This window comes from Sphingomonas ginsengisoli An et al. 2013, from assembly GCF_009363895.1.
Lineage (GTDB): Bacteria > Pseudomonadota > Alphaproteobacteria > Sphingomonadales > Sphingomonadaceae > Sphingomicrobium > Sphingomicrobium ginsengisoli.
On sequence record NZ_CP045434.1, the window covers coordinates 2,713,123 to 2,737,728 of the forward strand.

The 24,606-nt window shown below is 69.6% G+C and carries 23 protein-coding genes and 1 pseudogene; 13 read left to right on the forward strand and 11 right to left on the reverse strand.

Going from position 1 to position 24,606, the window contains the following annotated elements:
• Nucleotides 1-28: 28 nt before the first annotated feature.
• The 6 genes and pseudogenes from GCU42_RS13255 (at nucleotide 29) to GCU42_RS13275 (ending at nucleotide 7,399) form a co-directional block, all read left to right on the forward strand.
• A complete protein-coding gene (locus GCU42_RS13255) occupies nucleotides 29-1,153 on the forward strand; it encodes an efflux RND transporter periplasmic adaptor subunit (RefSeq protein ID WP_114228577.1) in 1,125 nt (374 codons plus the stop codon).
• 47 nt (nucleotides 1,154-1,200) lie between these two features.
• Nucleotides 1,201-2,430 (forward strand): annotated as a pseudogene (locus tag GCU42_RS15670) (efflux RND transporter permease subunit); the annotation flags it as partial.
• Between the two features lie 70 nt (nucleotides 2,431-2,500).
• Nucleotides 2,501-4,333: an efflux RND transporter permease subunit gene (locus GCU42_RS15570; RefSeq protein WP_205215010.1), complete on the forward strand. Its 1,833-nt coding sequence runs from the start codon at nucleotides 2,501-2,503 to the stop codon at nucleotides 4,331-4,333.
• Nucleotides 4,334-4,443: 110 nt separating this feature from the next.
• A complete protein-coding gene (locus GCU42_RS13265) occupies nucleotides 4,444-5,931 on the forward strand; it encodes a sensor histidine kinase (protein ID WP_114228576.1) in 1,488 nt (495 codons plus the stop codon).
• Nucleotides 5,928-6,371, forward strand: a complete 444-nt coding sequence (locus GCU42_RS13270) for a response regulator (RefSeq protein ID WP_114228575.1) — start codon at nucleotides 5,928-5,930, stop codon at nucleotides 6,369-6,371. Before GCU42_RS13265 ends, GCU42_RS13270 begins: the two co-directional genes overlap by 4 nt.
• A complete protein-coding gene (locus tag GCU42_RS13275; RefSeq protein WP_114228574.1) occupies nucleotides 6,368-7,399 on the forward strand; it encodes a response regulator in 1,032 nt (343 codons plus the stop codon). The genes GCU42_RS13270 and GCU42_RS13275 overlap by 4 nt, the downstream gene beginning before the upstream one ends.
• Before the next feature lie 3 nt (nucleotides 7,400-7,402).
• Here GCU42_RS13275 and GCU42_RS13280 read toward each other — a convergent pair whose 3' ends face one another.
• Nucleotides 7,403-7,855 carry a tRNA (cytidine(34)-2'-O)-methyltransferase gene (locus GCU42_RS13280; protein WP_114228573.1) on the reverse strand — a complete coding sequence of 151 codons (453 nt, stop codon included), beginning with the start codon at nucleotides 7,853-7,855 and terminating at the stop codon, nucleotides 7,403-7,405.
• Nucleotides 7,856-7,987: 132 nt separating this feature from the next.
• On the opposite strand from GCU42_RS13280, the gene GCU42_RS13285 reads away from it, so the two are divergent.
• The 4 genes from GCU42_RS13285 (at nucleotide 7,988) to GCU42_RS13300 (ending at nucleotide 13,265) form a co-directional block, all read left to right on the forward strand.
• Nucleotides 7,988-8,365, forward strand: coding sequence for a BlaI/MecI/CopY family transcriptional regulator (locus GCU42_RS13285; protein WP_114228572.1), 378 nt, complete (start codon nucleotides 7,988-7,990; stop codon nucleotides 8,363-8,365).
• A gap of 1 nt (nucleotide 8,366) precedes the next feature.
• Entirely contained in the window at nucleotides 8,367-10,154 is a 1,788-nt protein-coding gene (locus GCU42_RS13290) for a M56 family metallopeptidase (protein ID WP_114228571.1), read from the forward strand.
• A gap of 97 nt (nucleotides 10,155-10,251) precedes the next feature.
• Nucleotides 10,252-11,136, forward strand: a complete 885-nt coding sequence (locus GCU42_RS13295; protein WP_114228570.1) for a hypothetical protein — start codon at nucleotides 10,252-10,254, stop codon at nucleotides 11,134-11,136.
• Nucleotides 11,137-11,186: 50 nt separating this feature from the next.
• A complete protein-coding gene (locus tag GCU42_RS13300; protein ID WP_162789307.1) occupies nucleotides 11,187-13,265 on the forward strand; it encodes a TonB-dependent receptor plug domain-containing protein in 2,079 nt (692 codons plus the stop codon).
• Here the strand turns inward: GCU42_RS13300 and GCU42_RS13305 are convergent.
• From GCU42_RS13305 to GCU42_RS13350, 10 genes are all read right to left on the reverse strand, one after another.
• Nucleotides 13,249-14,586, reverse strand: a complete 1,338-nt coding sequence (locus tag GCU42_RS13305) for an ABC1 kinase family protein (RefSeq protein WP_114228568.1) — start codon at nucleotides 14,584-14,586, stop codon at nucleotides 13,249-13,251. The two genes, GCU42_RS13300 and GCU42_RS13305, sit on opposite strands and share 17 nt — an antisense overlap.
• Before the next feature lie 25 nt (nucleotides 14,587-14,611).
• The gene (gene hisIE, locus GCU42_RS13310; RefSeq protein WP_205215009.1) at nucleotides 14,612-15,244 is read right to left on the reverse strand and encodes a bifunctional phosphoribosyl-AMP cyclohydrolase/phosphoribosyl-ATP diphosphatase HisIE; all 633 of its coding nucleotides are present in this window, start codon (nucleotides 15,242-15,244) and stop codon (nucleotides 14,612-14,614) included.
• Nucleotides 15,220-15,987: an imidazole glycerol phosphate synthase subunit HisF gene (gene hisF, locus GCU42_RS13315; protein ID WP_114228567.1), complete on the reverse strand. Its 768-nt coding sequence runs from the start codon at nucleotides 15,985-15,987 to the stop codon at nucleotides 15,220-15,222. Before hisF ends, hisIE begins: the two co-directional genes overlap by 25 nt.
• 5 nt (nucleotides 15,988-15,992) lie before the next feature.
• Nucleotides 15,993-16,700, reverse strand: a complete 708-nt coding sequence (locus GCU42_RS13320) for a 1-(5-phosphoribosyl)-5-[(5-phosphoribosylamino)methylideneamino]imidazole-4-carboxamide isomerase (RefSeq protein WP_114228566.1) — start codon at nucleotides 16,698-16,700, stop codon at nucleotides 15,993-15,995.
• A complete protein-coding gene (hisH, locus tag GCU42_RS15155) occupies nucleotides 16,697-17,278 on the reverse strand; it encodes an imidazole glycerol phosphate synthase subunit HisH (RefSeq protein ID WP_162789306.1) in 582 nt (193 codons plus the stop codon). Before hisH ends, GCU42_RS13320 begins: the two co-directional genes overlap by 4 nt.
• Nucleotides 17,275-18,927 carry a histidinol-phosphate transaminase gene (hisC, locus tag GCU42_RS15275; RefSeq protein ID WP_114228565.1) on the reverse strand — a complete coding sequence of 551 codons (1,653 nt, stop codon included), beginning with the start codon at nucleotides 18,925-18,927 and terminating at the stop codon, nucleotides 17,275-17,277. Before hisC ends, hisH begins: the two co-directional genes overlap by 4 nt.
• A complete protein-coding gene (hisD, locus tag GCU42_RS13335; RefSeq protein WP_114228564.1) occupies nucleotides 18,924-20,222 on the reverse strand; it encodes a histidinol dehydrogenase in 1,299 nt (432 codons plus the stop codon). Before hisD ends, hisC begins: the two co-directional genes overlap by 4 nt.
• On the reverse strand, nucleotides 20,219-21,109 hold the full coding sequence (gene hisG, locus GCU42_RS13340) for an ATP phosphoribosyltransferase (protein WP_114228563.1): 891 nt from the start codon (nucleotides 21,107-21,109) through the stop codon (nucleotides 20,219-20,221). The genes hisD and hisG overlap by 4 nt, the downstream gene beginning before the upstream one ends.
• The gene (locus GCU42_RS13345; RefSeq protein WP_114228562.1) at nucleotides 21,099-21,407 is read right to left on the reverse strand and encodes a YerC/YecD family TrpR-related protein; all 309 of its coding nucleotides are present in this window, start codon (nucleotides 21,405-21,407) and stop codon (nucleotides 21,099-21,101) included. The genes hisG and GCU42_RS13345 overlap by 11 nt, the downstream gene beginning before the upstream one ends.
• Before the next feature lie 91 nt (nucleotides 21,408-21,498).
• Nucleotides 21,499-21,813, reverse strand: a complete 315-nt coding sequence (locus GCU42_RS13350) for a PilZ domain-containing protein (RefSeq protein WP_114228561.1) — start codon at nucleotides 21,811-21,813, stop codon at nucleotides 21,499-21,501.
• A 142-nt stretch (nucleotides 21,814-21,955) separates the two neighbouring features.
• On the opposite strand from GCU42_RS13350, the gene GCU42_RS13355 reads away from it, so the two are divergent.
• From GCU42_RS13355 to GCU42_RS13365, 3 genes are all read left to right on the forward strand, one after another.
• Entirely contained in the window at nucleotides 21,956-22,480 is a 525-nt protein-coding gene (locus GCU42_RS13355) for a gamma carbonic anhydrase family protein (protein WP_114228560.1), read from the forward strand.
• 51 nt (nucleotides 22,481-22,531) lie between these two features.
• Nucleotides 22,532-23,224 (forward strand): pirin family protein, encoded by a 693-nt coding sequence (locus GCU42_RS13360; RefSeq protein WP_114228559.1) that lies wholly within the window; start codon nucleotides 22,532-22,534, stop codon nucleotides 23,222-23,224.
• Between the two features lie 117 nt (nucleotides 23,225-23,341).
• The gene (locus GCU42_RS13365) at nucleotides 23,342-24,604 is read left to right on the forward strand and encodes a hypothetical protein (RefSeq protein ID WP_152569590.1); all 1,263 of its coding nucleotides are present in this window, start codon (nucleotides 23,342-23,344) and stop codon (nucleotides 24,602-24,604) included.
• Nucleotides 24,605-24,606: the final 2 nt, after the last annotated feature.

Here is a 24,606-nt window from a genome sequence, read left to right on the forward strand (position 1 = left end):
CGATCAATCCAAGCGGCGTCGACATTGGTTGCTGGCCGGACTGACTGCGCTCGTGCTGATCGTCGCGGCGGTGCTGCTGCTTCGACCCAACCACGAGACGGCGCCGCCGCGGCCGCCGATCGAGGTCGCGACCGCGCAGGTCCGTCCCACGGTGGTGCCCGACGTCATCGAAACCTCCGGCACGATCATCTCGCCACAAACGGTGGAGGTCCGGCCGCAGACCGGCGGCGTCATCGAGCGCGTGCTGATCGGCGATGGCGCCTCGGTCCGGAAGGGCCAACTCCTCTTCACCATCGATCCGCGGCCGCTGCGCAGCGCGCTTGAACAGGCGAGCGGCGCCCTGACCCGCGACCGGGCGCTCGCCGCCGATGCCGCCGACAGTGCCCAGCGCTACCGCCCGCTCGCTCGGGAGGGGGCGGTCGACGACAAGACCGCGATCACCGCCCGCCATTCGGCCGAAGCCCTGCGCGGAACGGTGATGCTCGACCGCGCCCAGGTGAATTCGGCGCGGCTGTCCCTCGCCTACACGCAGGTGCGCGCGCCGATCAGCGGTCGTGCGGGCGCGATCCAGGTCAAGCCCGGCAATGTCGTCACCGCCGACATGACGAGCCCACTGGTCACGCTCAACGTCGCCGGCAACGTCCAAGCCAGCTTCGCGCTGCCGCGCGCGCAGGTCGACCAGGTCAAGCGGGGCGCCGGCGGCGGACCACTGGCAGTCGAGGCGCTCGATTCGATCAGCGGCAAGCCACTGGCGCGCGGCCAGCTCTACTTCCTCGACAATAGTTTCGACGACAGCAGCGGGACGCTGACGGTCCGTGCGCGCTTCCCCAATCCCGGCGAGCAATTGTGGCCTGGCCAGTTCGTCACGATCCGCGTCATCCTCTCTGAAGCGCCGGTGCTGGCGATCCCGGAATCGTCGCTCCAGCAGGGACAGCAGGGACCCTATGTCTATGTGCTGGCCAACGGCCGGGCGGCGATCCGCCAGCTGACCGTCGCGCGGATGCTCGACGGCAAGGCGGTGGTGACCCGCGGACTACGCGCGGGCGACACGATCATCCTGACCGTTCCCAACGAATTGCATGACGGGAGCGCGGTCCGTGCAGCCCCGCAGCGGGGCACCGCAGCGGCCCCCGCCGAGGCGCCGCGCGCGTGAACCTCTCCGCGTTGTTCATCCGCCGCGCGGTGATGACGTCGGTGGTCATGATCGCGCTGGTGCTGTTCGGCGGGATGGCCTTCTTCACCTTGCCGGTGAGCGAGCTGCCGACAGTCGATTTCCCGACCATCACGGTCAACATGTCGCTGCCCGGCGCCAACCCGGAGACGATGGCGGCGGCGGTCGCGACCCCGCTCGAGCGGCAGTTCAGCGGCCTGCAGGGGCTCGACACGATGAGCTCGACCAGCAGCACCGGCTCGACCCGGATCGTGCTGCAATTCTCGCTCGACCGGAATGTCGATGCGGCCGCGCAGGACGTCCAGAGCGCGGTGTCGCAGGCGGCGGGCCTGCTCCCGCGCGAGATCAATCCCGCCGAGATCCACAAGGAAAATCCGAGCGACGCGCCGATCATGCATCTGGTGCTGCGCTCGAAGACGATCGCGCTGCCCTTGCTCAACCAGTTCGCCAAGGACCGGGTGGCGCTGCGCCTCGCCTCGGTTCCGGGCGCCGGGCAGATCGACGTCAACGGCGCGCAGAAATATGCGGTGCGGCTCTACGTGAACCCGCACCTGATGGCGGCGCGCCACCTCGGTTTCGACCAGATCCTGTCGGCGGTGCAGGCGGCCAACAGCAACGCGCCCGCCGGCACCCTGATGGGCCAGGCGCGCTCCTACACGGTCAAGGCCGACGGCCAGCTCAAGACCGCCGCCGACTTCGACAACATGGTGCTGGTCTACAAGGACGGCGCGCCCGTTCGGTTGCGCGACCTCGGCCGCGCGGTCGACAGCGTCGAAAATCTCAAGACCTCGGCCTTCGTCAACGGCCAGCGCGCGATCGAGATCAACATCCACCGCCAGCCGGGCGCCAACACGCTGGCGGTGACCCAGGGCATCCAGGCCGCGCTGCCCCAGATCCGTGCACAGCTGCCTGGCGACGCCCAGCTCGACGTGCTCTACGACCGCGGCGACTATATCGGTTCGTCGGTCCGCGACGTGCAGTGGACCCTGGTCGGATCGCTGGTGCTGGTGATCGCGGTAATCCTCCTCTTCCTGCGCAGCTGGATCGCGACCCTGATCGTCGCGCTGGTGCTGCCGACCTCGCTGATCGGCACCTTCGGGGTGATGAAGCTGTTCCACTACAGCCTCGACAACATCTCGATGCTCGCGCTGACGCTGTCGGTCGGGTTCGTGGTCGATGACGCGATCGTGGTCATCGAGAACATCGTCCGCCATTCCGAAGCCGGCGCCGGCCGCATGGAGGCGGCGATCGCGGCCTCCAGGGAAATCGGCTTCACCATCCTGTCGATGACGCTGTCGCTGTCGGCGGTGTTCCTGCCGAATCGTCTTCATGGGCGGGCTGGTCGGACGGCTCTTCTCCGAATTCGGCGTGGTCATCGCGACCACGGTCATCCTCTCGGGACTGATCTCGCTGTCGCTGACCCCGATGCTCGCCGCGCGATTGCTCACCACCAAGAAGGCCAAGGGGCGGTTGTTCGATGGTTTCGAGCGGATCCTTGCCGCGTCCGAGCGCGGCTATGCCCGCGCGCTCGACTGGACCACCGCGCGGGTCGGGCTGATGCTCGTGATCGGCGCCGCGACGATGGTGGGCACGGTGCTCATCTACCAGCTGGTCGAGAAGGGCTTCATCCCCAAGGTCGACAGCGGCAAGATCGATGGCGACACCCGCGTCCCCGAGGGCACGGCCTACGCCGACTTCGTGGCCAAGCAGAATGCGGTCGTCCGGATCATCCAGAGCGATCCCAACGTCGCCAACGTGGAATCGGTCATCGGCGCCGACAACACGCTGGGCAACAGCGGGCGCCTGCTCATTGGCCTCAAACCGCTCGACGAGCGCAAGGGCTCGGCCGACGAGGTGATCCAGGATGTGCGCGCCAAGGTCGCCGGCATTCGCGGGATCACGCTCAACCTGACCAATCCGCCCGCGATCGACATGGGGCCGACCGCCTCGAGCGGGTCGCTGCAATTTGTGCTGCAGTCGACCGACCAGCAGAAACTCTACGCCCAGTCGGATCCGATCATGCAGCGGATCAAGGCGCTGCCGGGCATTCAGGACGTCCACAGCGACCTTGAGATCCGCAATCCCGAAATCCGGGTCAACCTGCACCGCGAGCAAGCGGCGGCGCTGGGCGTCACCGCCGCCGGGCTGCAGGACACGCTGCAAAGCGCTTACGGCGGCCGCAAGATCAGCACCATCTACGGCGACACAGACCAATATGAGGTGTTGCTCCAGGTCGATCCGCGCGCGCAGGCAGACCTCAACGGGCTCGACGCTCTGTCCTTCAACGGCAATCAGTCGCCGGGCATCACCGCGATCGGCACCCAGACATCGAACAGCAGCTCGGGGACGGCGGCGGTGCTGACCGCGGCGGGCGGGCCGATGGTCCCGCTGCGCGCGGTCGCCGACGTCGCCACCGGGGTCGGTCCGGTCGCGATCAACCATTATGCGAGCCTGCCGGCCGTGACGCTGTCAGCCAATCTCGCCCCCGGGGTCTCGCTCGGCGACGCCACCACCCGCATCTCGCAGGCCATGGCGCAAACGCTCGGCAAGGGCGCCGACGCGTCGATCAGCGGGACGTTCGCGGGTGCGGCGCAGGCGTTCGAAAATTCGATGAAGACGCTGCCGCTGCTGCTGCTTGTCACCATCCTCCTGATCTACGGCGTCCTCGCCATCCTCTACGAGAATGCGCTGCATCCACTGACCATCCTCACGTCGTTGCCATTGGCGGGGTTCGGAGCACTGCTGATGCTCGCGCTGTTCGGGCAGGAGTTGAATCTGTTCAGCTTCGTCGGGCTCATCCTGCTGGTCGGGCTGGTCAAGAAGAACGGGATCATGATGATCGACTATGCGCTCGAGCTCGAGCGCTCGGGTGAGGAAAAGTGGCGCGATCCCCGTGCGGCGATGATCGAAGCGGCGACCGTGCGCTTTCGCCCGATCACGATGACCACGCTTGCCGCCATCCTCGGCTCGCTGCCGATCGCGCTGGGGTTCGGTGCGGGTGCCGAGGCGCGCCGGCCCCTCGGGATCGCAGTGGTCGGCGGACTGCTCTTTTCGCAAGCCCTGACCCTGTTTCTGACGCCCGCCTTCCACATCGGCCTGGCCCGGCTGCTGCAGCGTTGGCGGGAACGCAGGGGCGTGCCGACCCAGGAAGCCACGACTTAGCCTGCCTGGCAGCGGAGGCGGAATGCCGACCGAGCTTCTCTGAATTTTCGCGAGTACCGCGCGCGTACACCAACCTTGCTCGTCGGGCCGGCCTTCGCCAAGGCGGAGGGATGCCTGAACTCGATCAACGCCGGTTCAATCGACTTGCGCTCGGCGCGATGCTGCTTGGTTTTCTGTTGCTGGCGGGTGCGTTTGCCGCCGTGCTGGCGAGCCAGGCGCTCGATCGCCGCAGCAATCGCTGGGTCCAGCATACCTTCCAGGTGGTCGATGACTTGAACCGGCTCGAGCTGATCGTCGAGCGGAGCGAAACCGCGGCGCGCGGCTATATCATTCGTCCCGATCCGCTGCGGCGCCAGACATTTGAGCAGAACCGCGACCTGTTTGCGCCGTCGGTGGACGGCCTTCGCAAGGCGACGGCCGACAATCCGCGCCAGGTGGCGCTGATCGCGCGGCTGTGGCCCTTGCTCGAAGACGAGCGCGGGGTGCTCGACCGGACTCTCGCGCTGGCCGACAGCCGGGGCGTGGCGGCCGCCCAGGCCGACTTTGCGGTGGAGATGGACAAGCGCCGCGTGAACGGCATCCGCGCCGTCTCGGCCGAGATGCGGGCCGAGGAATTGCGCCTGCTGCAGCAACGCATCGCCAATGCACGCGAAGCCTCGAACGTATCGCAATGGGCGTTGTTCGCGACCGGCCTGTTGCTTGCGGTGCTCGGGATCGTGACCTTTTTCACCGTGCGCCGCTACACCGAGCAGCTCAATAGCGCGCGGACCCGCCTCGACCAGGCCAACGCCGGGCTCGAAACGCGGGTGCGCGAGCGGACGTCCGACTTGAGCCGGGTCAATGCCGAGCTGCAGCGGTTCGCTTATATCGTCAGCCACGACCTGCGCTCGCCGCTGGTCAACATCATGGGCTTCACCGCCGAGCTCGACACCTCGGCCAAGGCAATCGCCGGGCTAATCGACAAGGTCGAGGCCGATGCGCCGACGCTGGTCGACGAGCCCGCCCGGCTGGCCGCGCGCGAGGACCTGCCCGAGGCGGTCGGCTTCATCCGCGCCTCGACCCAGAAGATGGACCGGCTGATCAACGCCATCCTGCGCCTGTCGCGCGAGGGGCGGCGCAACCTCCGGCCCGAGCCGCTCGATTTGAATGAGATGCTGGCGGCCACCGCCGCCACCTTCGGCCAGCAGCTTGGCAATCTCGACGCGCACATCGAGATCGCGCCGGGGCTTCCGACGATCACCCAGGACCGGGTGGTGATGGAGCAGATCGTCTCCAACCTGATCGACAATGCGCTCAAATATGGGGTCGAGCGGGGCGGACATATCCGGATTGACGCCAGCCAGCGCGGGATCATGACCGAGCTCACCGTCGCCGACGACGGGCGCGGAATCGATCCCAAGGATCATGAGCGGATCTTCGACCTGTTCCGCCGTGCGGGCAAGCAGGACGTGGCGGGCGAGGGGCTTGGCCTTGCCCACGTCCGCGCGCTCGCCTACCGCCTCGGCGGCTCGATCGACGTCTCCTCGAAACTTGGCGAGGGCGCGACCTTTCGGCTACTCGTGCCGACGACCTTCCGCGAACAGGAGCCTGAAGCTTGAACCAGCATCGACCCGTCAGCATCGTCATGATCGAGGACGACGAGGGCCATGCGCGTTTGATCGAGAAGAACATCCGTCGCGCGGGCATTTCCAACGCGTTGGTCCACTTCCTCGATGGCGGCAGCGCGCTCGACTATCTGTTCAACCACGCCGAGGGGCCGCGCCACAACGGCCCGGCGCTGGTCCTGCTCGACCTCAATCTGCCCGACATGAGCGGCACCGAGATCCTCGAGAAGATCAAGAGCGACGCCGGGCTCAAGCGGACGCCGGTGGTGGTGCTCACCACGACCGACGACAAGGTCGAGATCGAGCGCTGCTATGACCTTGGCGCCAACGTCTACATCACCAAGCCAGTCAATTACGAAAGCTTCGCCGACGCGATCCGCCAATTGGGGCTGTTCCTGTCGGTGATCCAGGTGCCGGACGTCGACGCCGCGTGAAGCAACCGCGCCGCATCCTCTACATCGACGACGACCCGGGGCTGTGCCGCCTCGTACAGAAGTCGTTCGAGCGACAGGGTCATGCCGTCGTCACCGCCACCAGCGGCGACGAGGGGGTGGCGCGGGCGCGCGAGGGGCAGTTCGACGTGATCGCGGTCGACCATTACATGCCGGGTCAGGATGGGCTCGAGACGCTGGCGGCGCTGCAGCGGCTGCCGGACACGCCGCCGATCGTCTATGTCACCGGGTCGGAGGAGAGCCGCGTCGCGGTTGCCGCGCTCAAGGCCGGCGCCGCCGATTACATCGTCAAGTCGGCCGGCGGCGACTTCGTCGAACTGCTCGAGCAGAGCTTCACCGGGGCGCTCGCGGCGGTCAGGCTGCAGCAGGACAAGGCGGCTGCCGAACAGGCGCTCAAGGCGTCGAACGAGCGGCTGCAGACGCTGCTGCGCGAGGTCAATCACCGCGTCGCCAACTCGCTGCAGATGGTCTCGGCCTTCGTCCACATGCAGGCGCGCGACGTGACCAACGAGGCGGCGCGCGACGCGTTGCGCGACACGGACAGCCGGATCAAGGCGATCGCGCAGGTGCACCGCCGCCTCTACACGTCCGACGATGTCGAAAGCGTCGCCATGGACGAATATCTCGCCGCCATCGTGCAGGAGCTGCAGGACACCTGGTCGACACCGGCCGCGCCCCGGCCGATCCGGCTCGAGGCTGACAAGGTCATGATGAAGACCGATCATGCGGTCTCCCTGGGCGTGATCGTCAACGAGCTGGTCAGCAACGCCTGCAAATATGCTTATCGGCCCGAGCAGGCTGGCGAGATCCGGGTCAAGCTCGCCGAGCAGCGCCCGTCCGGCTTCCGGCTCGAGATCGAGGACGATGGCGTCGGCATGAAGGCCGGCGACAAGCCCAAGGGCAGCGGCCTTGGATCCAAGATCATCCAGGCCATGGCGCGCAGCATGTCGGCCAATTTCGCCTATGAGGCGGCGCCTAGCGGCGTCCGTGCGGTGCTGCAGGCCGCCTGAGGGTCAGCGCGGCAGGCTGCCCGTCTGCCGCAGCGCTTCGCCCAGCGCCAAGGCTGCGGAGGTTGCGAGATTGAGCGAGCGTACTTCGGGCCTCATCGGCAGGCGCACCCGCGCGTCGCAAACCGCCGCGACCTCGGCTGGAACGCCGGCGCTTTCCTTGCCGAACAGCAGCACGTCCTCGGCGCCGAAGCGGAAGGCGTAAGCGTCCTCGCTCGCCTTGGTGGTGAACAGCACCAGCCGCCGCGCGCCGACCGTCGCGCGGAAGGCGTCGAAGCTCGCGTGGCGGACGAACTCGACATGGTCGATATAGTCCATTGCCGCCCGTCGGACGCGCCGGTCATCCCACGCGAAGCCCAGCGGCTCGATCAGGTCGACCGCCGCGCTCAGGCAGGCGGCGAGGCGCAGCACGGCGCCGACGTTGCCGGCGATCTCGGGCTCGAACAGGGCGATGCGCATGGCTGCTGACTGGCCACGCGGCTGCCCGCGCGCAAGCCGCTCGGACACAAAATTGCGCGGCCGCAACTTTCGCGCTTGCGTCGCGCTACAATTGTGGCGTACGCTACAAATGTAGCTGAGGAGTTCCGATTCGTGCTGAACCGCTTGCCCCCCAAGGAAAGGCAGATCGTCGATCTGCTCTACCAGCGCGGCGCCATGACATCGGGCGAGGTGGTTGACGGACTGCCGGAGCGGCTGAGCGGCTCGGCGGTGCGCACCATGCTTCGCCGGTTGGAAGAAAAGGGCGCGGTGCGCCGCACCGACAGCGAGCGCGGCTATCTCTACGCTCCCGCCCAGTCCGAGCAGACCGCCCGCAAGTCGGCCCTGTCAGAAGTGGTGCGGGTGTTCTTCGACGGTTCGCCGACCAGCGCCGCCAGCGCGCTGCTCGGCATGTCCGACAAGATCGACGAGACCGAACTGGACGCGCTCGAGCGGATGATCGCCGAAGCCCGCAAGGCCAAGGGGAAGTAAGATGATCGCCTTGTTCATTCCCTTCGCACTGAAATCGCTGCTGATCGCCGGCCTGACCCTCGGCCTGTTGCGCCTGCTGCGAGATCGTTCGGCAGCGGAGCGCAACATGGTCGCGCACTTCGGCCTGCTGGCGCTGCTGATCATGCCGCTCGGCTCGATCTTCCTGCCGCAGCTGGTGGTGAGCGCGCCGGTGCTGGCGCCGGCCGCCGCGCCGGTCGCGGTCACCGCGACGCCGGCCGCCGCAAGCATGGCGCTTCCCGCCGCCACCGCCGCGCCGGCGGCGGCGCCGGCGTTCGACGTCACCGCGCTATGGCCGTTGCTCTACGGGGTGCCCGCGGCGCTGCTGTTGATCGTCACCTTGCTGGCGGTGCTGCGCCTGCTGACGCTCCGCGCCCGTGCCTCGGTACTGGTCGAGCCGAGCTGGATCAGCGCGCTCGCCCATGCCCAGCGGCGGATGGACTTCAAGAACGGCACTGCGCTGCTCAGCAGCAGTGACCTCAAGTCCCCGATCAGCTGGGGCGTGCTGCGCCCGGTCATCCTGATCAACGACGAGGCGATCGGCGCGCATGGCGACGCCGAGGCGATCATCGCGCATGAACTGGCGCACGTCCGCGGACTCGACTGGGCCAAGCTGCTGCTCGCCCGCATCGTCAGCGCCCTGTTCTGGTTCAATCCGCTGGTCTGGCTGCTCGCCCGCGAGGCGCATCAGCTGCGCGAGGAGACGGCCGACGACGCGGTGCTCGCCGCCGATGTCGCCAACACCGATTATGCCCAGCTGCTGGTCGGCGTCGCGCGCCACGAATGCCGCGGCATCCTGCTCGCCAGCCACGGCGTCGCCCCGGCCAAGAACAGCCTGTCGCGGCGGGTCCGCCGGGTGCTCGACCAGAGCCTGCCGCGGACCCCGGTGGCGCGTGGCTTCGGCGCCGGGCTGGCGCTCGGCGTGGTCGCGGCTGCCGCCCCGCTCGCGGCGCTGACGCTGGTGCCGAGCGCGGCGGGTACCGACGGCGGCAAGCGCTATTACGTGTCGCCGCCCGAACGCTCGCTGCCAGCGGTGGTCGCGGCTTCGGTGGCTCGGGCGACCACGGTCACCACCGACGTCGTCACGACCCAGGTCTCGGCCGCGCTGGCCGGGGAGCATGCCGAGCAGGCGCGGCGCGATGCCGACCAGGCGCTCGCCAACGCTCGCCAGCAGCTTGCCAGCGGGGAGCAGCAACGCGCCACCGATGCCCAGGCGCGCGCCAACGAGGCCGCGATCGAGGCGCAGAACCAGGCGCTCGCCGCGGCGGCCGCCGAGCGCGTCGGCCGGGTCGAGCCGGGCTATGCCGCGCAGATCCGCGCAGCGGCGCCCGGCCTCAAGCTCGACAATGGCGACCTGATGGGGATGCAGGCGGTGGGGGTCAGCCCCGACTGGCTGCGGGCGATGATCGCGGCGGGCTACCAGCCGCGCGACGCCGGCGACCTGACGGGCGCGCGAGCGGTCGGAGTGTCGCCGGCCTACGTCGCCGAGCTTGCCCGCGAAGGCTATCGGGGCCTGCCGCTGTCCGACCTAACCAGCATGCGCGCGATGGGGGTCGATGCGGCCTACATCCGCCAGCTGCGCCAGCAAGGGCATACGGGCATGACGCCCGACCAGCTGGTGCAATATCGCGCGATGGGGATCGCCACCCGCAGCCTCCGCGCCGAGCGAGCTCGGCCGCCCGCGCTGCCGCGGCCGCCGAGCTGGCGACGCGACAGCGGAGCCGAGCCGCCCGACCCGCCCGAGCCGCCCGACCCCGTCGATCACGACTAGGCCGCCCGCCGCACCATCCCACTGACGCCCGTTCGCCAGCACCCTTCGCGGGTGGACGGGATCCCTTTGCCAAAAATCCCTCCCAAGGAGATCCACCATGATCCGCTTGTTCGTCTTCCTCGGCAGCATCCTGCTGGCCGCCATCAGCATCACCACCGCCGGCTTCGCCGCCGACCTTGGCGAGCTGCGCTTCACCCTCGAAGCGCGACCCGGCGCCAAGGCCCAGGTCGGCTTCGACCTCGATGAGCGTGACGGCCGCGACCACAATCGCTGGCGCACCAATTCCACCATGCCCATCCGCGACCTGAATGGGCTCGCGCCGGGCGACTTGCTGGGAGGCGGCAGTCGGCCGCTCCGTTTCGCAATGGTCCGCGATGCGGGGCGCGCCGATTGTGCCGGGACCGGGGGCGACGGGCGCGGCGCGGGCCGCTGCACCGTGACCCCCGAACGCGGCTTCGAGTCCTTGCTGGCTGAGGCCGGCATCCCCCGGCCCGACCGTCGTGAAGCGTTCGGCATGCTGCTGGTCGACGTTCGGCGGGACCTGGTCGTCGCGGTGCGCGATGCCGGCTACCGTAAGCCCTCGATCAGCGACCTGACGGGGCTCGCCGCTCTCGGCGTCACTCCGGCTTACATCCGCGACCTCGACCGGCGTGGCTACAAGCCTGATCACCTCAGCGACCTGACCGCTTTCAAGGCGCTCGGCGTGACCCCGGAATATGTGGACGGACTGGTCCGCGCCGGCTTCGGTCGCCTCGCCGCCAACGACATCGTCCAGTTGAAGGCGCTCGGCGTTTCGCCCGACTATCTCGCCCAGCTTCGCGCCGCCGGTTACGCGCCGTTCCGCAGTTCGGAGGTGGTGCAAATGCGCGCGCTTGGCATCACCCCCGCCGACTTCGCCCGCTTTCGCGCCGACTACGGCCGGGTCGACGTCGACCGGCTGGTCCAGGCCAAGGCCCTCGGGTTCGTCGACCGCCGCCGTTGATCCGCCGATCCGTCGTTTCCATGCCCTCGCCGTTGCCGGAGCGTAATTCCATGTCACTGTTCCTTCGTCTCGGCCTGTTGGGCACGGCGACCTTTCTGCCCTCGCTGGCCGGGGCGCAGACCGCCGCGGCGCCGCCGACGGCGCCGCTGGCGACCTCGCTGGCGGGCAAGACGACTTTCGTGCCCGCCGACTTCGCGCGCTTCGCCCCGCGCACCGCGCTCGACATGCTCCAGCAGGTGCCCGGCTTCACTATTCGCGAGGCTGACCAGGACCGCGGCCTGGGGCAGGCATCGGAGAACGTGCTGCTAAACGGGCAGCGGGTCGCCAACAAGTCGGGCGGGGCGATCGCCGAACTCGGCAAGATCAACGCCGCCGATGTCGAGCGCATCGACATCGTCGACGCCGCCCAGCTTGGCATCGCGGGGCTGACGGGCCAGGTCGCCAACGTGGTCGTCAAGGCCAACCGCAAGAGTCACGGCCAGTTCGCCTGGCGCCCCGACGTGCGGGCCCATTACGCCCACCCGCGCTACGACAGCGGATCGATCAGCTACAACGATCGGATTGGCCCGGTGGAATATACGCTGGCGGTGAACGGTGATTCCGGGCGCGGCGCTTATGGCGGCCCGGTCATCATCACCGACGCGTCGGGCCAGGTGATCGAGCGGCGGCACGAAACGCTGTGGTCCGATTTCACCGGGCCCAAATTCTCGCTGACGACCAAGCTCGACGGACCCGGTTCGTCGGTCGGCAATCTGATCCTTTTCTACCAGCCTTATTGGTCGCGGTACGAGATCGCCGACCGCCGTATCCGCCTCGATGGTGACGATCGCGCGCGGGTGACCCGGTCGAAGCGGCCCGGCTACATCACCGAGGCCAATGGCGATTACACCTTCGCCCTCGGGCCGGGGCGGCTCAAGCTGATCGGTCTCAAGCATTTCGAGCATGAGCCGACCGTCACCACCCAGGTCACCAGTTACGATTCAGGCCAGCCGTCCGACGGCGTCCGCTTCAGCCGCGACGTCCGGATCAAGGAGACGGTCGGGCGCGGCGAATACGACTGGAAGATGGGGCGCAACACGCTCCAGGTCTCGTTCGAGCGGGCGGACAACAGCCTGGCGCAGGTCGGGCGGCTGTTCACGCTCGACCCAACCGGCGCGTTCAACGAGCAGCCGCTGCCCGACGGGACGGGCACGGTGCGCGAGCGGCGCTACGAAAGCCTGGTGACATTCGGCCGGGCGCTGTCGCCCAAGCTCGACCTGCAGGTCGTTGGCGGCGCCGAAGTCTCGCACCTCGAGCTGCTCGGCAGCAACTTGCCGGCGCGCAAATTCTTCCGTCCCAAGGGCAGCATCACGCTCGGCTGGCGGCCGACCAAGGCGTGGGACATCAGCCTGAAGCTTAACCGCAAGGTCGGGCAGATCAGCTTCTACGATTTCCTCGACCAGCCGCGGCTGAGCGACGACCGCAACAATGACGGCAATGCCCTGCTGGTCCCGCCGCAGAGCTGGCAGCTCGAACTTGAGGGCGGGCGGACGCTCGGCAAGTGGGGCAAGACGCGGCTCAGGCTCTACGCCCACCGGATCACCGACATCGTGGACATCGTTCCGATCGGGTCGGACGGGCAGGGGATCGGCAATCTCCCCAGCGCCAAGCGGCTCGGCTTCGAGAGCACCAGCACGTTCAATTTCGATCCGATCGGCTGGCACGGCGCCAAGCTCGACCTGCAATTCGGGGTCGACCACACCCGCGTCCGCGATCCGTTGACCGGCCGGATCCGGCCGATCAGCGGCAATATGAACCGCTGGTTCAGCCTGTCGCTGCGCCACGACATTCCCAGGAGCAACTGGGCGTGGGGCACCTCACTCAGCCACAACCACTTCGTGCCATATTATTATCTGACCGAGGTCGATCGGAACGAGGAGGGCCCGTTCTTCGATGAGACCTTCATCGAGAATAAGGACGTGGCGGGGATGACGGTGCGCTTCTCGATCACCAACCTGCTCAACGCCCGCCATCGCGAGGATCGCTCGGTTTATGCCGGCCGCCGCACCGTCAGTCCGCTGCTGTTCCGCGAAAGCCATGACCAGCTGATCGGGCCGATCTTCGCGATGAGCATCAAGGGCAGCTTCTAGGCGGCGACCCCGCCACGAAGCGCCCGATCAGCTCCTTCAATTGGACCCTGGCGCCCAGCCGTGCGGCGAGCAACGCGGTGCCGCTCACCTTGCGCTGCACGAACAGCAGCGCGGCCGGCGGCAGGTGCCAGCTTTCGCGGTCGGCGGCGATCACGATCCCCTGCTCACGCAAGGTGGCGATGAACGCCCGGTCGCCAAAGTCGAACGGGCCCGGGCGCTCGAGCACCTCGAGGATCACCCCGATCATCCGGTCGATCAGCGCGCCATGCCGCTCGGCCGCGCGGGCGCCGAGGAAGCCCGCCGCCACCGCGGCCGCGCGGATCCGTGGCACGTCGCCGTCGAGCATGGCGGCGAGCAACCGCGCGTAGCCCTGCGAGACCTCCGGCGCGATCTCCCGCGCCGCGCCGAAATCGAGCAGGATCAGCCGCCCCGTCTCGGCTTGGACGCGATAGTTGGCGAAGTTGGGATCGGTCTGCATCAGCCCGAATTCGAACAGCTCGCGAAGCACCAGTTCGACCAGTTCGGCCACCGCCGCGTCGCGCACCGGCTGTTCGGCATCTTCCAGTCGCTCGATCGGCGTTCCGGCGACATAGCTCATCGCCAGCACATGCCCGGTGCTGAACTCGGCATCGAAGGCTGGCACCACGAACCGCTCGTCGCCGGCCAGCAGGGCGCCATAGCGTTGCAGATAGTCGGCCTCGCGCCGGTAGTCGGCTTCGCGCGCCAATTGCTCCTTGGCGGCGGTCAGCAGCGGCGCGATGTCGAGGCTCGTCGGCAGCAGTCCCGACACGCGCAGCAGCGTCGCGACATTGTCGACGTCGGCATCGATGCTGTCGGCGACGCCCGGATATTGCACCTTGATCGCCAGGTCGCGCCCGTTCTGCGTCGTCGCGCGATGCACTTGCCCGATCGAGGCGGCGGCGATCGGGGTCGCGTTGAACTGGCGAAAGCGCGGCCGCCACGGCACGCCCCACTCGCGATTGAGGATCTGCTGCAGCTGCTGCGGCGGCATGCGATAGCCCTGGTCGCGCAGGCGGGCGAGGATCGCGCCCAGTTCGTCGGGCAGGAACTCGCCCGCATCGAGCGAGATCATTTGGCCCAGCTTCATCGCGGCGCCGCGCAGGTGCGCCAGCCGGTCGGCCAGCCGCTTGGCGTTGCCCGGGGTCAGCAACATGTCCTGCATGCTCGGCCGCTGCCCGTCGGCCAGCCGCCGCGCGCCCTCGGCGATCATTCCGCCGGCGACCCCGCCCGCCAGCCGTCCGAACTGGCCGAACCGCGCCAACCGCCCGCGCGGCACCGACCGATAGTCATCCTCGCTCATGCGGCGGATATGGGGGAGGGCCCGCCTAGTTGCGATGCCGCCGGCGCAGCACGTCGGTTACCGCGGTCCAGTCGCTCCCGCGCGCCTCGAGCAGGACGGTCAAATGGAAGAGGAGGTCGGCGATCTCCTCGGCCATTCCCTCGGGCGGGCGGGTGACGGCGGCGAGGGCGACTTCGACCCCTTCCTCGCCGACTTTCTGGGCGATCCGCTCGGTCCCTTCCTTGAGCAGCCAGCGGGTGTAGCTGGTGTCGGGGCCCGCCTTGGCGCGCTCCTTCACCACCGCCGCCAGCTCGGCCAGCCAGCCTGGACCAATCGGCTCGGCTCCGAAGCAACTGACGCTGCCCTCGTGGCAGGTCGGGCCGGCCGCCTCGGCCTGGACCACCAGCGCGTCGGCGTCGCAATCCTCGTGGACGCTCAGCACCGTGAGCGTGTTGCCGCTGCTCTCGCCCTTGCGCCACAGCCGGCCTTTCGAGCGGCTGAAGAAGGTGGCGAAGCCGCTCTCGAGCGTCGCGGTCAGCGCGGCGCGGTCCATGTAGCCGAGCATCAGCAGGCGGCCGCTGGCGGCGTCCTGCACCACGGCGGGGAGCAGCCCGTCCATCTTGTCCCAGGCGAGCTGGTCGAGGTCGGCGGAGGTCAGGGGCGAACGTCGATCCCGCACCAGGCGAGGTACTCCTTGAGCTCGGGGATCGCGATCCGGCGATCGTGGAAGACGGTGGCGGCGAGCGCGCCGCTGGCGCCGGCGGCAAGGACGTCGCGGAAATGCTCGGGCTCGCCGGCGCCACCGCTGGCGATGACGGGGACCGGGACCGCTTCGACCACCTGCTGCGTATGGGCGAGGTCGTAGCCAGTGCGGACGCCGTCGCGGCTCATGCAGTTCAAGACAATCTCGCCCGCGCCGCGGTCGGCGGCTTCGCGCACCCAGTCGAGCGTGCGACGGCCGGCCGCGCGGGTCTTGGCCGGATCGCCGGTATATTGCTTGACGTGATGGTCGCCGTCGTCGCTTTCGAGGCTGTCGACCCCGACCACCACGCATTGGCTGCCGAAGTCGGCCGCCAGCTCCTCGATAAGTTCGGGACGCTCGAGCGCCGGGGAATTGACCGAGACCTTGTCGGCGCCCGCCTCGAGAACCGCCGCCGCCTGGTCGCGGGTGCGGATCCCGCCCGCGACGGCGAAGGGGATGTCGATCAGCCGGGCGACACGGCGGATCCAGTCGAGGTCGACGCTGCGTCCCTCGGGACTGGCGGAGATATCGTAGAAGACCAACTCGTCGGCGCCGGCGGCGACATAGTGGCGGACGTGCTCCTCGATCCCGCCCATGTCGCGGTGCCCCTCGAAGCGCACGCCCTTGACCACGCGGCCGTCGCGCACGTCGAGGCAGGGAATGATGCGGCGGGTCGGCATAAAGTTTAAGCGAACAGCTCCTCGGGCGCGATCCGGCCTTCCCACAGGGCCTTGCCGACGATCACGCCATCGGTGTCCAGTTGGGTGACGTCGCCAAGCGATGAAATACCGCCACTGGCCTGTATCGCGAGGTGGGGCAGGCGCTCGGTGGCCTCGGCGTAGAGGGCGCGGTTGGGGCCGGCGAGCATCCCGTCCTTGCCGATATCGGTGAGCAACAGGTGGCGCGCGGCGGGAAACCGCGCCGCGACCTCCCACAGGCTGATGCCGCTCGCCGCTTGCCAGCCGTGCATCGCGACCATCGGCGTGTCGTCCTCGACGCGGACGTCGAGGGCGAGGGTGATGCGGTCTGGTCCGAAGCTGTCGAGCATCGAGGTGACGAGGTCGGGACGGGTGACGCACAGGCTGCCGACCACCGCGCGGGTGACCCCGGCCTCGAACAGGCGGGCGACGTGGCCGGCCGAGCGGATTCCGCCGGCGACCTGGATCTGAAGGCCGCTGTCGCGGGCGAGGGCGCGGATGAGGTCGTGCTGGACCGGCTCGCCGACACGGGTGCCGTCGAGATCGACGAGGTGCGCCCAGCTCGCGCCGGCGGAAGCGAAGCGGGCGAGCGCGGCGGCCGGCGCCTCGTCGTAAAAGGTCGCCTCCTCGAAGCGGCCCTGGCGCAGGCGCACCGGGCGGCCACCGATCAGGTCCATGGCGGGATAGACGATCATGCGGCGAGCCATCCTTGCAGAAATCGCGCCCCGGCCTCGCCGGAACGCTCGGGATGGAATTGCGCGCCGGTCAGCCGGCCGGCGTGGATCACGGCGGGGATGGGGCGGCCATAAGCGGTGCTAGCGACGGTCACGGGGCCGTCGTCGCAGGCGAAGCTGTGCGCGAAATAGACGTGGTCGCCAGTGCTGAGGCCGAAGGCGTCGGCGCTGACGGTCAATGGGCTCCAGCCCATGTGCGGGACGGGGCGGCCCGGCGCGGGCGCGAGTTTGCGGACGCGGCCGGAGAGGAGGGCGAGGCCTGGCGTGTCCTCTTCCTCGGTGGCCTCGAACATCAGCTGCATGCCGAGGCAGATGCCGAGGAGCGGTTGGGGCAGCTCGGCGAGCAAGCGGTCGAGGCCGCGGGCGCGTGCCTGGCGCATCGCGAAGCCGGCATGGCCGACTCCGGGAAGGACGAGCTTGTCGGCGGCGCGCAGGACCTCGGGATCGCCGCTGACCTCGGGCGCGACGCCGAGCCGCTCGAAGGCGATCGCCACCGAGCCGAGATTGCCGTAGCCGAGATCGACGCAGACCAGCTTCACAGCAGTCCCTTGGTGCTGGGCAGCACCGCGTCCGATCCCTCGCGCGCGACCGCCTGGCGAAGCGCGCGGCCGAACGCCTTGAAGCAGGCCTCGACCTTGTGGTGGTCGTTGTCGCCGTCGACCCGGACGTGGATCGCCGCGCGCATCGAATCCGCCAGGCTGCGGAAAATGTGCGGGGTCATCTCGGTCGGATAATCGCCGATGTGGCTGGCGGTGAAGTCGCCTTCGAAGCGGCAGTAGGGGCGGCCGGAAAGGTCGATCAGCACCTGCGCTTGCGTCTCGTCCATCGGCAGCGCGAAGCCGAAGCGGCCGATCCCGCGCTTGTCGTCGAGCGCCTGCCCCAGCGCGGTACCGAGCGCGATGGCGACATCCTCGAGACTGTGGTGCGGGTCGATCGCGAGATCGCCGTCGCACGCCAGCGTCAGGCTGAAATTGCCGTGCGCCGCGACCTGGTCGAGCATGTGGTCGAAGAAGGGGACGCCGGTGTCGATCCGGCGGGGCTCGGCGCGGTCGAGGTCGACCGCCACCGCGATGCGGGTCTCGTTGGTGTCGCGCGCGAGCGCCGCGCGGCGGGCGGGGCGCTCGGCGGCGAGCGGGACCTCGAAGGCGCGCAGTGCCGCGTCATTCTCCTCCCGGGTGCCGATCGTCAGCCGCACCCCGCCGGGCGCCGCATTCTCGCGGAAGCGGACCCGGATGCCGAGGCGGTCGAGCCGCTCGGCGAGCGCGGCGGCGTCGTCGACCTCGAGGAAGAGGAAATTGCCGTCGCTGGCGTGGACGCGCGTGACGATGGGGGAAGTGGCGAGGAGGGGCGCCAGCCGCGCCCGCTCGGCCTTCAGTTCCTCGATCCGCTGGAGGTGCACCGCGCGGCGGGCGGGGCTGAGCGCCTGCTCGGCGGCGGCGATGCTCAGCGTCGGCAGCGGATAGGGCGGGGCGGCGCGCGCGACCAAGGCGATCGTGTCGGGTTGGGCGACCAGCCCGCCGACTCGCGCGCCCGCCAGCCCGAAGGCCTTGGACAGCGTCTTCAGGACGATGAGGTTGGGGCGAGTGGCGGCTTCGGCGGCAAGGCTCGGGGTGTCGCCGAACTCGAGATAGGCCTCGTCGAGCACGATCAACGTGTCGGGCAACGCCGCAGCCAGCGCGAGCACGTCATCCGGGGCGACCGGGGTGCCGGTCGGGTTGTTGGGGGCGCAGACGAAGGCGAGCTTGAGGCCGGGCTCGCCCGCCACCGCCGCGATCAGCCGCGCGGGCTCGAACGCATAGTCCGCGCCCAGCCGCGCCTCGATCACCCGCGCGCCCTGCAGGCGGGAGAAATGGGCGTAGGCGGAGAAGGTCGGCAGGCAGACGCTGACCGCATCGACGCCGGGGCGGCAGAAGGTGCGGATGAGCAGGTCGATCGCATCGTCGCCGCCGCGGGTGACCAGGAACGATGCCGGGTCGACCCCGTAGAGCGCGGCCATCGCTGCGCGCAGCCGGCGCGGCTGGGGCTCGGGGTAGCGGTTGACCCCGGCGGGGCCGAGCGGGGGGTAGGGATTCTCGTTGGCGTCGAGCTTGATCGCGTCGGCACCGAACGGGTCGTCGGCGCGGCCGCCGAGATCGAACGGCGGCAGGTCGAGGATTTCGGGCCGGGCGAGGCGCTGGGCGAGGCTCATGCGCACGCCTCCGCCAGCCGCGCCTCGGCGGATCGAGCGTGGGCTTCGAGCCCTTCGAGCCGGGCCAGCGCGGCGGCGGCCGGGGCGATCGCCGCGGCGGCGGCGGGGGTCAGTTCCTGCACCGTCATCGCCTTCATGAAGGTCAGCACCGACACCCCGCCCCAGGCGCGCGCGGCGCCGTCGGTGGGGAGAACGTGGCTCGACCCCGCGCAATAATCGCCGAACGCCTCGGCGGCGCCGCGCCCGGCGAAGATCGAGCCGGCGTGGCGGATCAGCGGGACCAGCGCGGCAGGGTCGGCGACGTTGAGCGCGAGATGCTCGGGGGCATAGGCGTTGGCGACCGCCGTCGCCTCGGCGAGGTCGGCGCAGCGGATCAGCCGCGCGGCGTCGAGGGCGCGTTCGGCGATGGCGCGGCGGGGGAGGGTGGCGACTTGCCGCGCGAGTTCCTGCTCAACCGAGGCGAGCAAGGCGGCCGAGGCCGTCGCCAGCAGGACCTGCGCCTGGGGATCATGCTCGGCCTGGCTGAGGAGGTCGGCGGCGACGGCCGCCGGATCGGCGCGCTCGTCGGCGATCACCATCAGTTCCGAGGGACCGGCGGGCATGTCGATGGCGGGACCGCCGGGGAGCGCGGCGACCTGGGTCTTGGCTTCGGCGACCCAGGCGTTGCCCGGCCCGCCGATCTTGTCGCAACGGCCGATCTCGCCCGCGCCGAAGGCCAAAGCGGCGATCGCCTGCGCGCCGCCGACCGTCCACACCGCGTCGATCCCGCAGCGTTCGGCGGCGAGCGCGACCAGCGGGTCGAGGCTGCCGTCGGCGCGGGGCGGGGTGGTGACCGCCAGCTCGCCGACCCCGGCGGCGCGCGCCGGCAGTGCGAGCATCAGCAGGGTCGAGAAGAGGGGCGTCGCGCCGCCGGGGACATAGAGCCCGACCCGGTCGATCGGCCGCCAGACCTTGCGCACCGTCAAGCCGGGCATGGTCTCGACCGCGAGGTCGGCGGGCCGGCTCGCGGCATGGAAGGCGGTGATATTGGCGACGGCGAGGTCGAACGCTGCCTGCTCGTCCGCGGACAGCCGGCGGCGCGCCTCGGCGGCGGCGGCGGCGATCGGGACCGGCCGCGGCGGCGCGCCGTCCATCGCCGTGGCGAGTTCGCACAGCGCGTTCCAGCCGCCGTCGCGGACTTGGGCAACGATTTCGGCGACCCGCGCCTTGAGCGCCGGGTCCGACCGCCCCGCCGGCCGCGCCAGCAATTGGCGCTGCTCGGCCGGGGACAGGTCGCTCCACACCGCCCGCTTCACAGCATCATCTTTTCGATGGGGAGGACCAGGATAGCCGAGGCGCCGGCAGTCTTGAGGTCGTGCAGCGTCTCCCAGAATACCGATTCCTGGCACACCGCGTGGACCGCGAAGTGCCCCGGCCGCCCGTGCAAGGGCAAGATGGTCGGCGCCTCGGCGCCCGGCAGCAGGCGAGTGATCGCGGGCAGCGCGGTGCTCGGCGCATTGAGCATGATGTATTTAGCGTCGCGGGTGCCGATGACGCCCTGCAACCGCTTCCACAGCCGTTCGGCCTGCGCTTGCTTGGGCGCGGCGATCGGGCGGCGGGTGCGGATCAGCACGGCCTCGCTCTCAAGCACGGTCTCGACCGCTTTGAGGCCATTGGCCTCGAGCGTCGCGCCGGTCGAGACGAGGTCGCAGATGAAGCCGGCGATGCCCAGCCGCGGGGCCAGCTCGACCGCGCCGTTCATCTTGACGACTTCGGCCGCGATGCCCCGCGCGGCGAGCCAGGCGGCGAGGATGTTGGGATAAGTGGTGGCGATGCGCTGGCCGGCGAGGCTGTCGGGCAGGCCCCACGTGACGCCTTCGGGCGCGGCGAGCTTGAGGGTGCATCGGCCAAAGCCCAGCTCGGCGATGACCTCGCAACGCTGCTCGCGCTCAGCGAGCGCGAACTCGTTGAGGACGTTCTGGCCGACGATCCCGAACTCGCAGGCGCCGTCGGCGACGAAGGTCGGGATATCGTCGTCGCGCACGAACATGAGGTCGGCGGGGAAATTCTCGATCCGCGCCGCCAGCACGTTCTTGCCGTTGGCAATGCGCAGGCCGGCATCGCGCAGCAGGTCGCGCGACAACTCGGACAGGCGGCCCGACTTCTGGATGGCGATGTGCAGCCGCTCGGCGTCAACCAGCATCGCGCGCCTCCAGCGTGTCGAGCGTCTGGCGGTAGCCCTGATGCGGCTCCTGCCTGAGGAAGCGCGCGACCCGGACGATGGTGGTCGTGCTGACCCCGGTACCGTCGTGGATGTCGCGATAACTGAGGTCAGTGCCGTCTAGCAGCCGCGCGATGTGCCAGCGCTCGGCCAGCGTCCGCACCTCGGCGGGGGTGCAGAGGTCGGTCAGGAAGCGGCGCATCTCTGCCGCGTCGCGCGGCACGCGCAGTGCCGCGCAGAGGTCGTCGGTGAGTTGGGAGAGGTCGCGGGAAGGGGTCATTTTGTTACAACGTGCTAGAACAGTAGCACGTATCTAGGCACGCCGTCCGTGCCGCGCAACCCCGCCGCTCAGTCCGCCGCCAGCGCTTGCCTCAGTTGGCCGCGGCGGTCACCCGCTTCATCTGCCCCGCGACATGATCGAACACCGCGACGTGCATCGGCCGCTCGAACTCGAGCCCGGCGTGCCACTCGCCATGCCAGCGGACCCAGCTTTGCAGCGGTTCGATTCCCGGCACCGTGATCCACAGCAACTGGCCCTCGACCACCCGCTCGCGCAGGGCGATGCAGCAGCCGTGCGGCGACATGTTCTCGAGGCTGACCTCGTAGGGCATTTCCTTGGGCTTGCGGAAATTCACCGCGGCGGTCAGCCGCTCGCGCCCGTCGCGTCGCTTGTTGTCCTGCTCCATGATTCTCGCGTTCCACTTTCTCAAGTTCGGCTCCACGACCCGAAAAATGCCGGAACTCCGCCACTTCCGATAGGGATGAGTCGCGCAGCGTCCGAGGATGGGACGGATGACGCGCGGCTTTCCCCTCGTTAGAAACGCGGTGATGACGCTGTACGCCCTCGACGATCTCGCCCCGCAGCTCGGGACTGGCGCCTGGGCGGCACCCTCGGCCGACCTCGTCGGCGACGTCCGCCTCGCCGCCCGCGCGAGCGTGTGGTTCGGGGCGGTGATCAGGGCCGACAACACCCCGATCCTGATCGGTGAGGAGAGCAACGTCCAGGACGGCGCGGTCTGCCACTCCGATCCTGGGGCGCCGCTGACCATCGGGCGCGGGGTCACGGTCGGCCACCAGGCGATCCTCCACGGCTGCACGATCGGTGCGGGTGCGCTGATCGGGATGGGCGCGCGGGTGCTCAACGGGGCGCTGGTGGGCGAACGCTGCCTGGTCGGCGCGGGCGCGCTGGTGACCGAGGGCAAGACGTTCGAACCGGGGATGCTGATCGTCGGCGCACCCGCCCGTGCGATCCGTCCGCTGAGCGAGGCCGAGCTGGCGGCGCTCGTCGTGTCGGCGGCCCATTATGCCGAGAAAGCCGCCGCTTATGCCGCCGGCTTGAAGGCCGTCGGCTAGGTCACAAGCCTGACACTTGGCGGGCTGCCACGCCTCGCCCACCTATCGTCCATGATCGACATCCGCCCCTTCGCTTCGCTGGGTCATGCCAACCATGGCTGGCTCGATGCCCACCACCATTTCTCCTTCGCGAACTATTACGATCCCGCCCGGATGGGGTGGGGAAGCATTCGCGTCTGGAACGACGACTGGATCGCCGCGCAGAGCGGCTTTCCGCCGCATCCGCACAAGGACATGGAGATCGTCACCTACGTCCGCACCGGCGCGATCACCCACCAGGACAGCCTCGGCAACAAGGGCCGCACCGGCGCCGGCGACGTGCAGGTGATGAGCGCCGGCTCGGGCGTGACCCACGCCGAATATAACCTCGAGAACGAGCCGACGACGCTGTTTCAGATCTGGATCGAGACCGATCGCAAGTCGGCCCCGCCCAGCTGGGGCGCGATGCCCTTCCCCAAGGAGGCGCGGGCGGGCAATTTCCAATTGCTCGCCAGCGGTAATGCCGACGATGGGGCGCTGACGATCAATGCCGACGCGCGGATTCTCGGCACGACGCTGGCCGCGGGCAGCGAAATCGCATTTGAGGCCGATCCCGCGCGGCACCTCTACCTCGTTCCTTCGGGTAAGGTCCTGGTCAACGGGACGCCCGCCAACCCGCGTGACGGGATCGCCATCACGGGTGAGACCGCGGTGACGATCACCGCCGAGGAAGACGCCGAGCTGGTTCTGGTCGACGCCCGCTAGGGGCAGCTTCGGGATTGTCTGGCGGCGGATTAGCGGGCATGAGGCGCCGCTGATCCGCCGGTCCGGACGCGGGGGCGTCCGTGGGGTCCTGGCGCCCACTATAAGGTTGTTCGATACGTGCCCGTGTTCGGCGTCCGTCGCCTGTTCGTCTCCTTCCTGTTGAGCGGCCTTGCGTCCGCAGCTGCCGCGCAAAGCTCGCCGGTCGCGCCGCCGCCGCCGCCGCGCGCCGATACCGTCGGGCCCGAGCAGTTGCGCAATTTCGCGCTGCCGGGCTCGTCGCAGGAGCAGCCGGCGACCGACACGCGGCCAGCGACGACCACGCCGACACGCCCGGCACGCGCGGCCACCACCACGCTGCCGCCCGCCAGCCGCGAGCGCACCACGCTGGTCCCGCCGCCGATCGCCGGCACCGGCCGCGCCGCCGCTCCGGCGAGCCGCCCGGCCGAGACCGTCAGCGTTGCCCTGCCGCGCACCCAGGCGCCGGCCGCAGCAACCACCGTCTCGACCGCGACGACGCCAGCCCTGTCGTCTGCGGCGCCGACGGGCACCGCACTGCCCACAGCTCCGCTGTTCCCGGGGTCGGACTCGTCGGTCCCGGTGTCGACCGCACCGATCCCGGCGACGACCGAAGAACCGGCCAGCAACTGGCTGACGACCTGGCTCCCGATCCTCGCGCTCGTTGCAGCGGGCGGGCTGTTCGCCTGGTGGTGGCCGCGCCGTAAGCGGGCCGGGGCCGATGAGGGCTTCGGCCAGCTCGCCTTTGCCGGCGGCCCGGCGGCGCTGTCGCCCGAGCCGGTGCGTGCGCCGGCGCCGCGGCCGGTTCCCGCGCCGCAACCCGAAGCGCCCGTGCGCGCGCCGAGCGTTGGGCTGGTCAGCTCGCGCTTACGTGCGTGGCTCGATGTGGACCTGGGCGTCCGCGTCGCCGCGATCACCGACGAGGAATATTCGCTCGAGATCGATATCGTGCTCACCAACTCGGGCAGCGCGGCGGCGCGCGAGATTGCGGTCGAGGCATTGCTGATCAACGCCGGGCCCGACCAGGAGCAGGAGGTGAAGGCCTTTTTCGCCCGGCCCGACGCCGACGGCTTCGCGGCCGAGACGGTCGCGCCGATGGGACAGACGGCCTTCTCGGCCACGCTGAAGATGCCGCGCGGGGCGTTCCGCGAATATGCGGTCGGCGGCGGCTCGGTGGTGGTGCCGATCGTCGCGCTCAACACCGGCTACAAGGCCGGATCGTCGCGCGGGCGGTCGTCCGCCGCCTTCCTCGTCGGGCGGGCCGGGGCGGACGCCGACAAGCTCGGGCCGTTCCCGACCGACCAGGGGCCCAAGGGCTTCAACCGGCTCGGCCTCAAGCGCCTGCCCGATCAGGTCCGCCGCTAGCT

Bases quoted from the DNA above. Each gene is read 5' to 3' on its own strand.
- GCU42_RS15570 (WP_205215010.1), top strand. From the start codon at position 2,501: ATGGGCGGGCTGGTCGGACGGCTCTTCTCCGAATTCGGCGTGGTCATC.
- GCU42_RS13265 (WP_114228576.1), top strand. From the start codon at position 4,444: ATGCCTGAACTCGATCAACGCCGGTTCAATCGACTTGCGCTCGGCGCG.
- GCU42_RS13280 (WP_114228573.1), bottom strand. From the start codon at position 7,855: ATGCGCATCGCCCTGTTCGAGCCCGAGATCGCCGGCAACGTCGGCGCC.
- GCU42_RS13290 (WP_114228571.1), top strand. From the start codon at position 8,367: ATGATCGCCTTGTTCATTCCCTTCGCACTGAAATCGCTGCTGATCGCC.
- GCU42_RS13295 (WP_114228570.1), top strand. From the start codon at position 10,252: ATGATCCGCTTGTTCGTCTTCCTCGGCAGCATCCTGCTGGCCGCCATC.
- GCU42_RS13300 (WP_162789307.1), top strand. From the start codon at position 11,187: ATGTCACTGTTCCTTCGTCTCGGCCTGTTGGGCACGGCGACCTTTCTG.
- GCU42_RS13305 (WP_114228568.1), bottom strand. From the start codon at position 14,586: ATGAGCGAGGATGACTATCGGTCGGTGCCGCGCGGGCGGTTGGCGCGG.
- hisF (WP_114228567.1), bottom strand. From the start codon at position 15,987: ATGCCGACCCGCCGCATCATTCCCTGCCTCGACGTGCGCGACGGCCGC.
- GCU42_RS13320 (WP_114228566.1), bottom strand. From the start codon at position 16,700: ATGATCGTCTATCCCGCCATGGACCTGATCGGTGGCCGCCCGGTGCGC.
- hisC (WP_114228565.1), bottom strand. From the start codon at position 18,927: ATGAGCCTCGCCCAGCGCCTCGCCCGGCCCGAAATCCTCGACCTGCCG.
- hisG (WP_114228563.1), bottom strand. From the start codon at position 21,109: ATGCTGGTTGACGCCGAGCGGCTGCACATCGCCATCCAGAAGTCGGGC.
- GCU42_RS13345 (WP_114228562.1), bottom strand. From the start codon at position 21,407: ATGACCCCTTCCCGCGACCTCTCCCAACTCACCGACGACCTCTGCGCG.
- GCU42_RS13350 (WP_114228561.1), bottom strand. From the start codon at position 21,813: ATGGAGCAGGACAACAAGCGACGCGACGGGCGCGAGCGGCTGACCGCC.
- GCU42_RS13355 (WP_114228560.1), top strand. From the start codon at position 21,956: ATGACGCTGTACGCCCTCGACGATCTCGCCCCGCAGCTCGGGACTGGC.
- GCU42_RS13360 (WP_114228559.1), top strand. From the start codon at position 22,532: ATGATCGACATCCGCCCCTTCGCTTCGCTGGGTCATGCCAACCATGGC.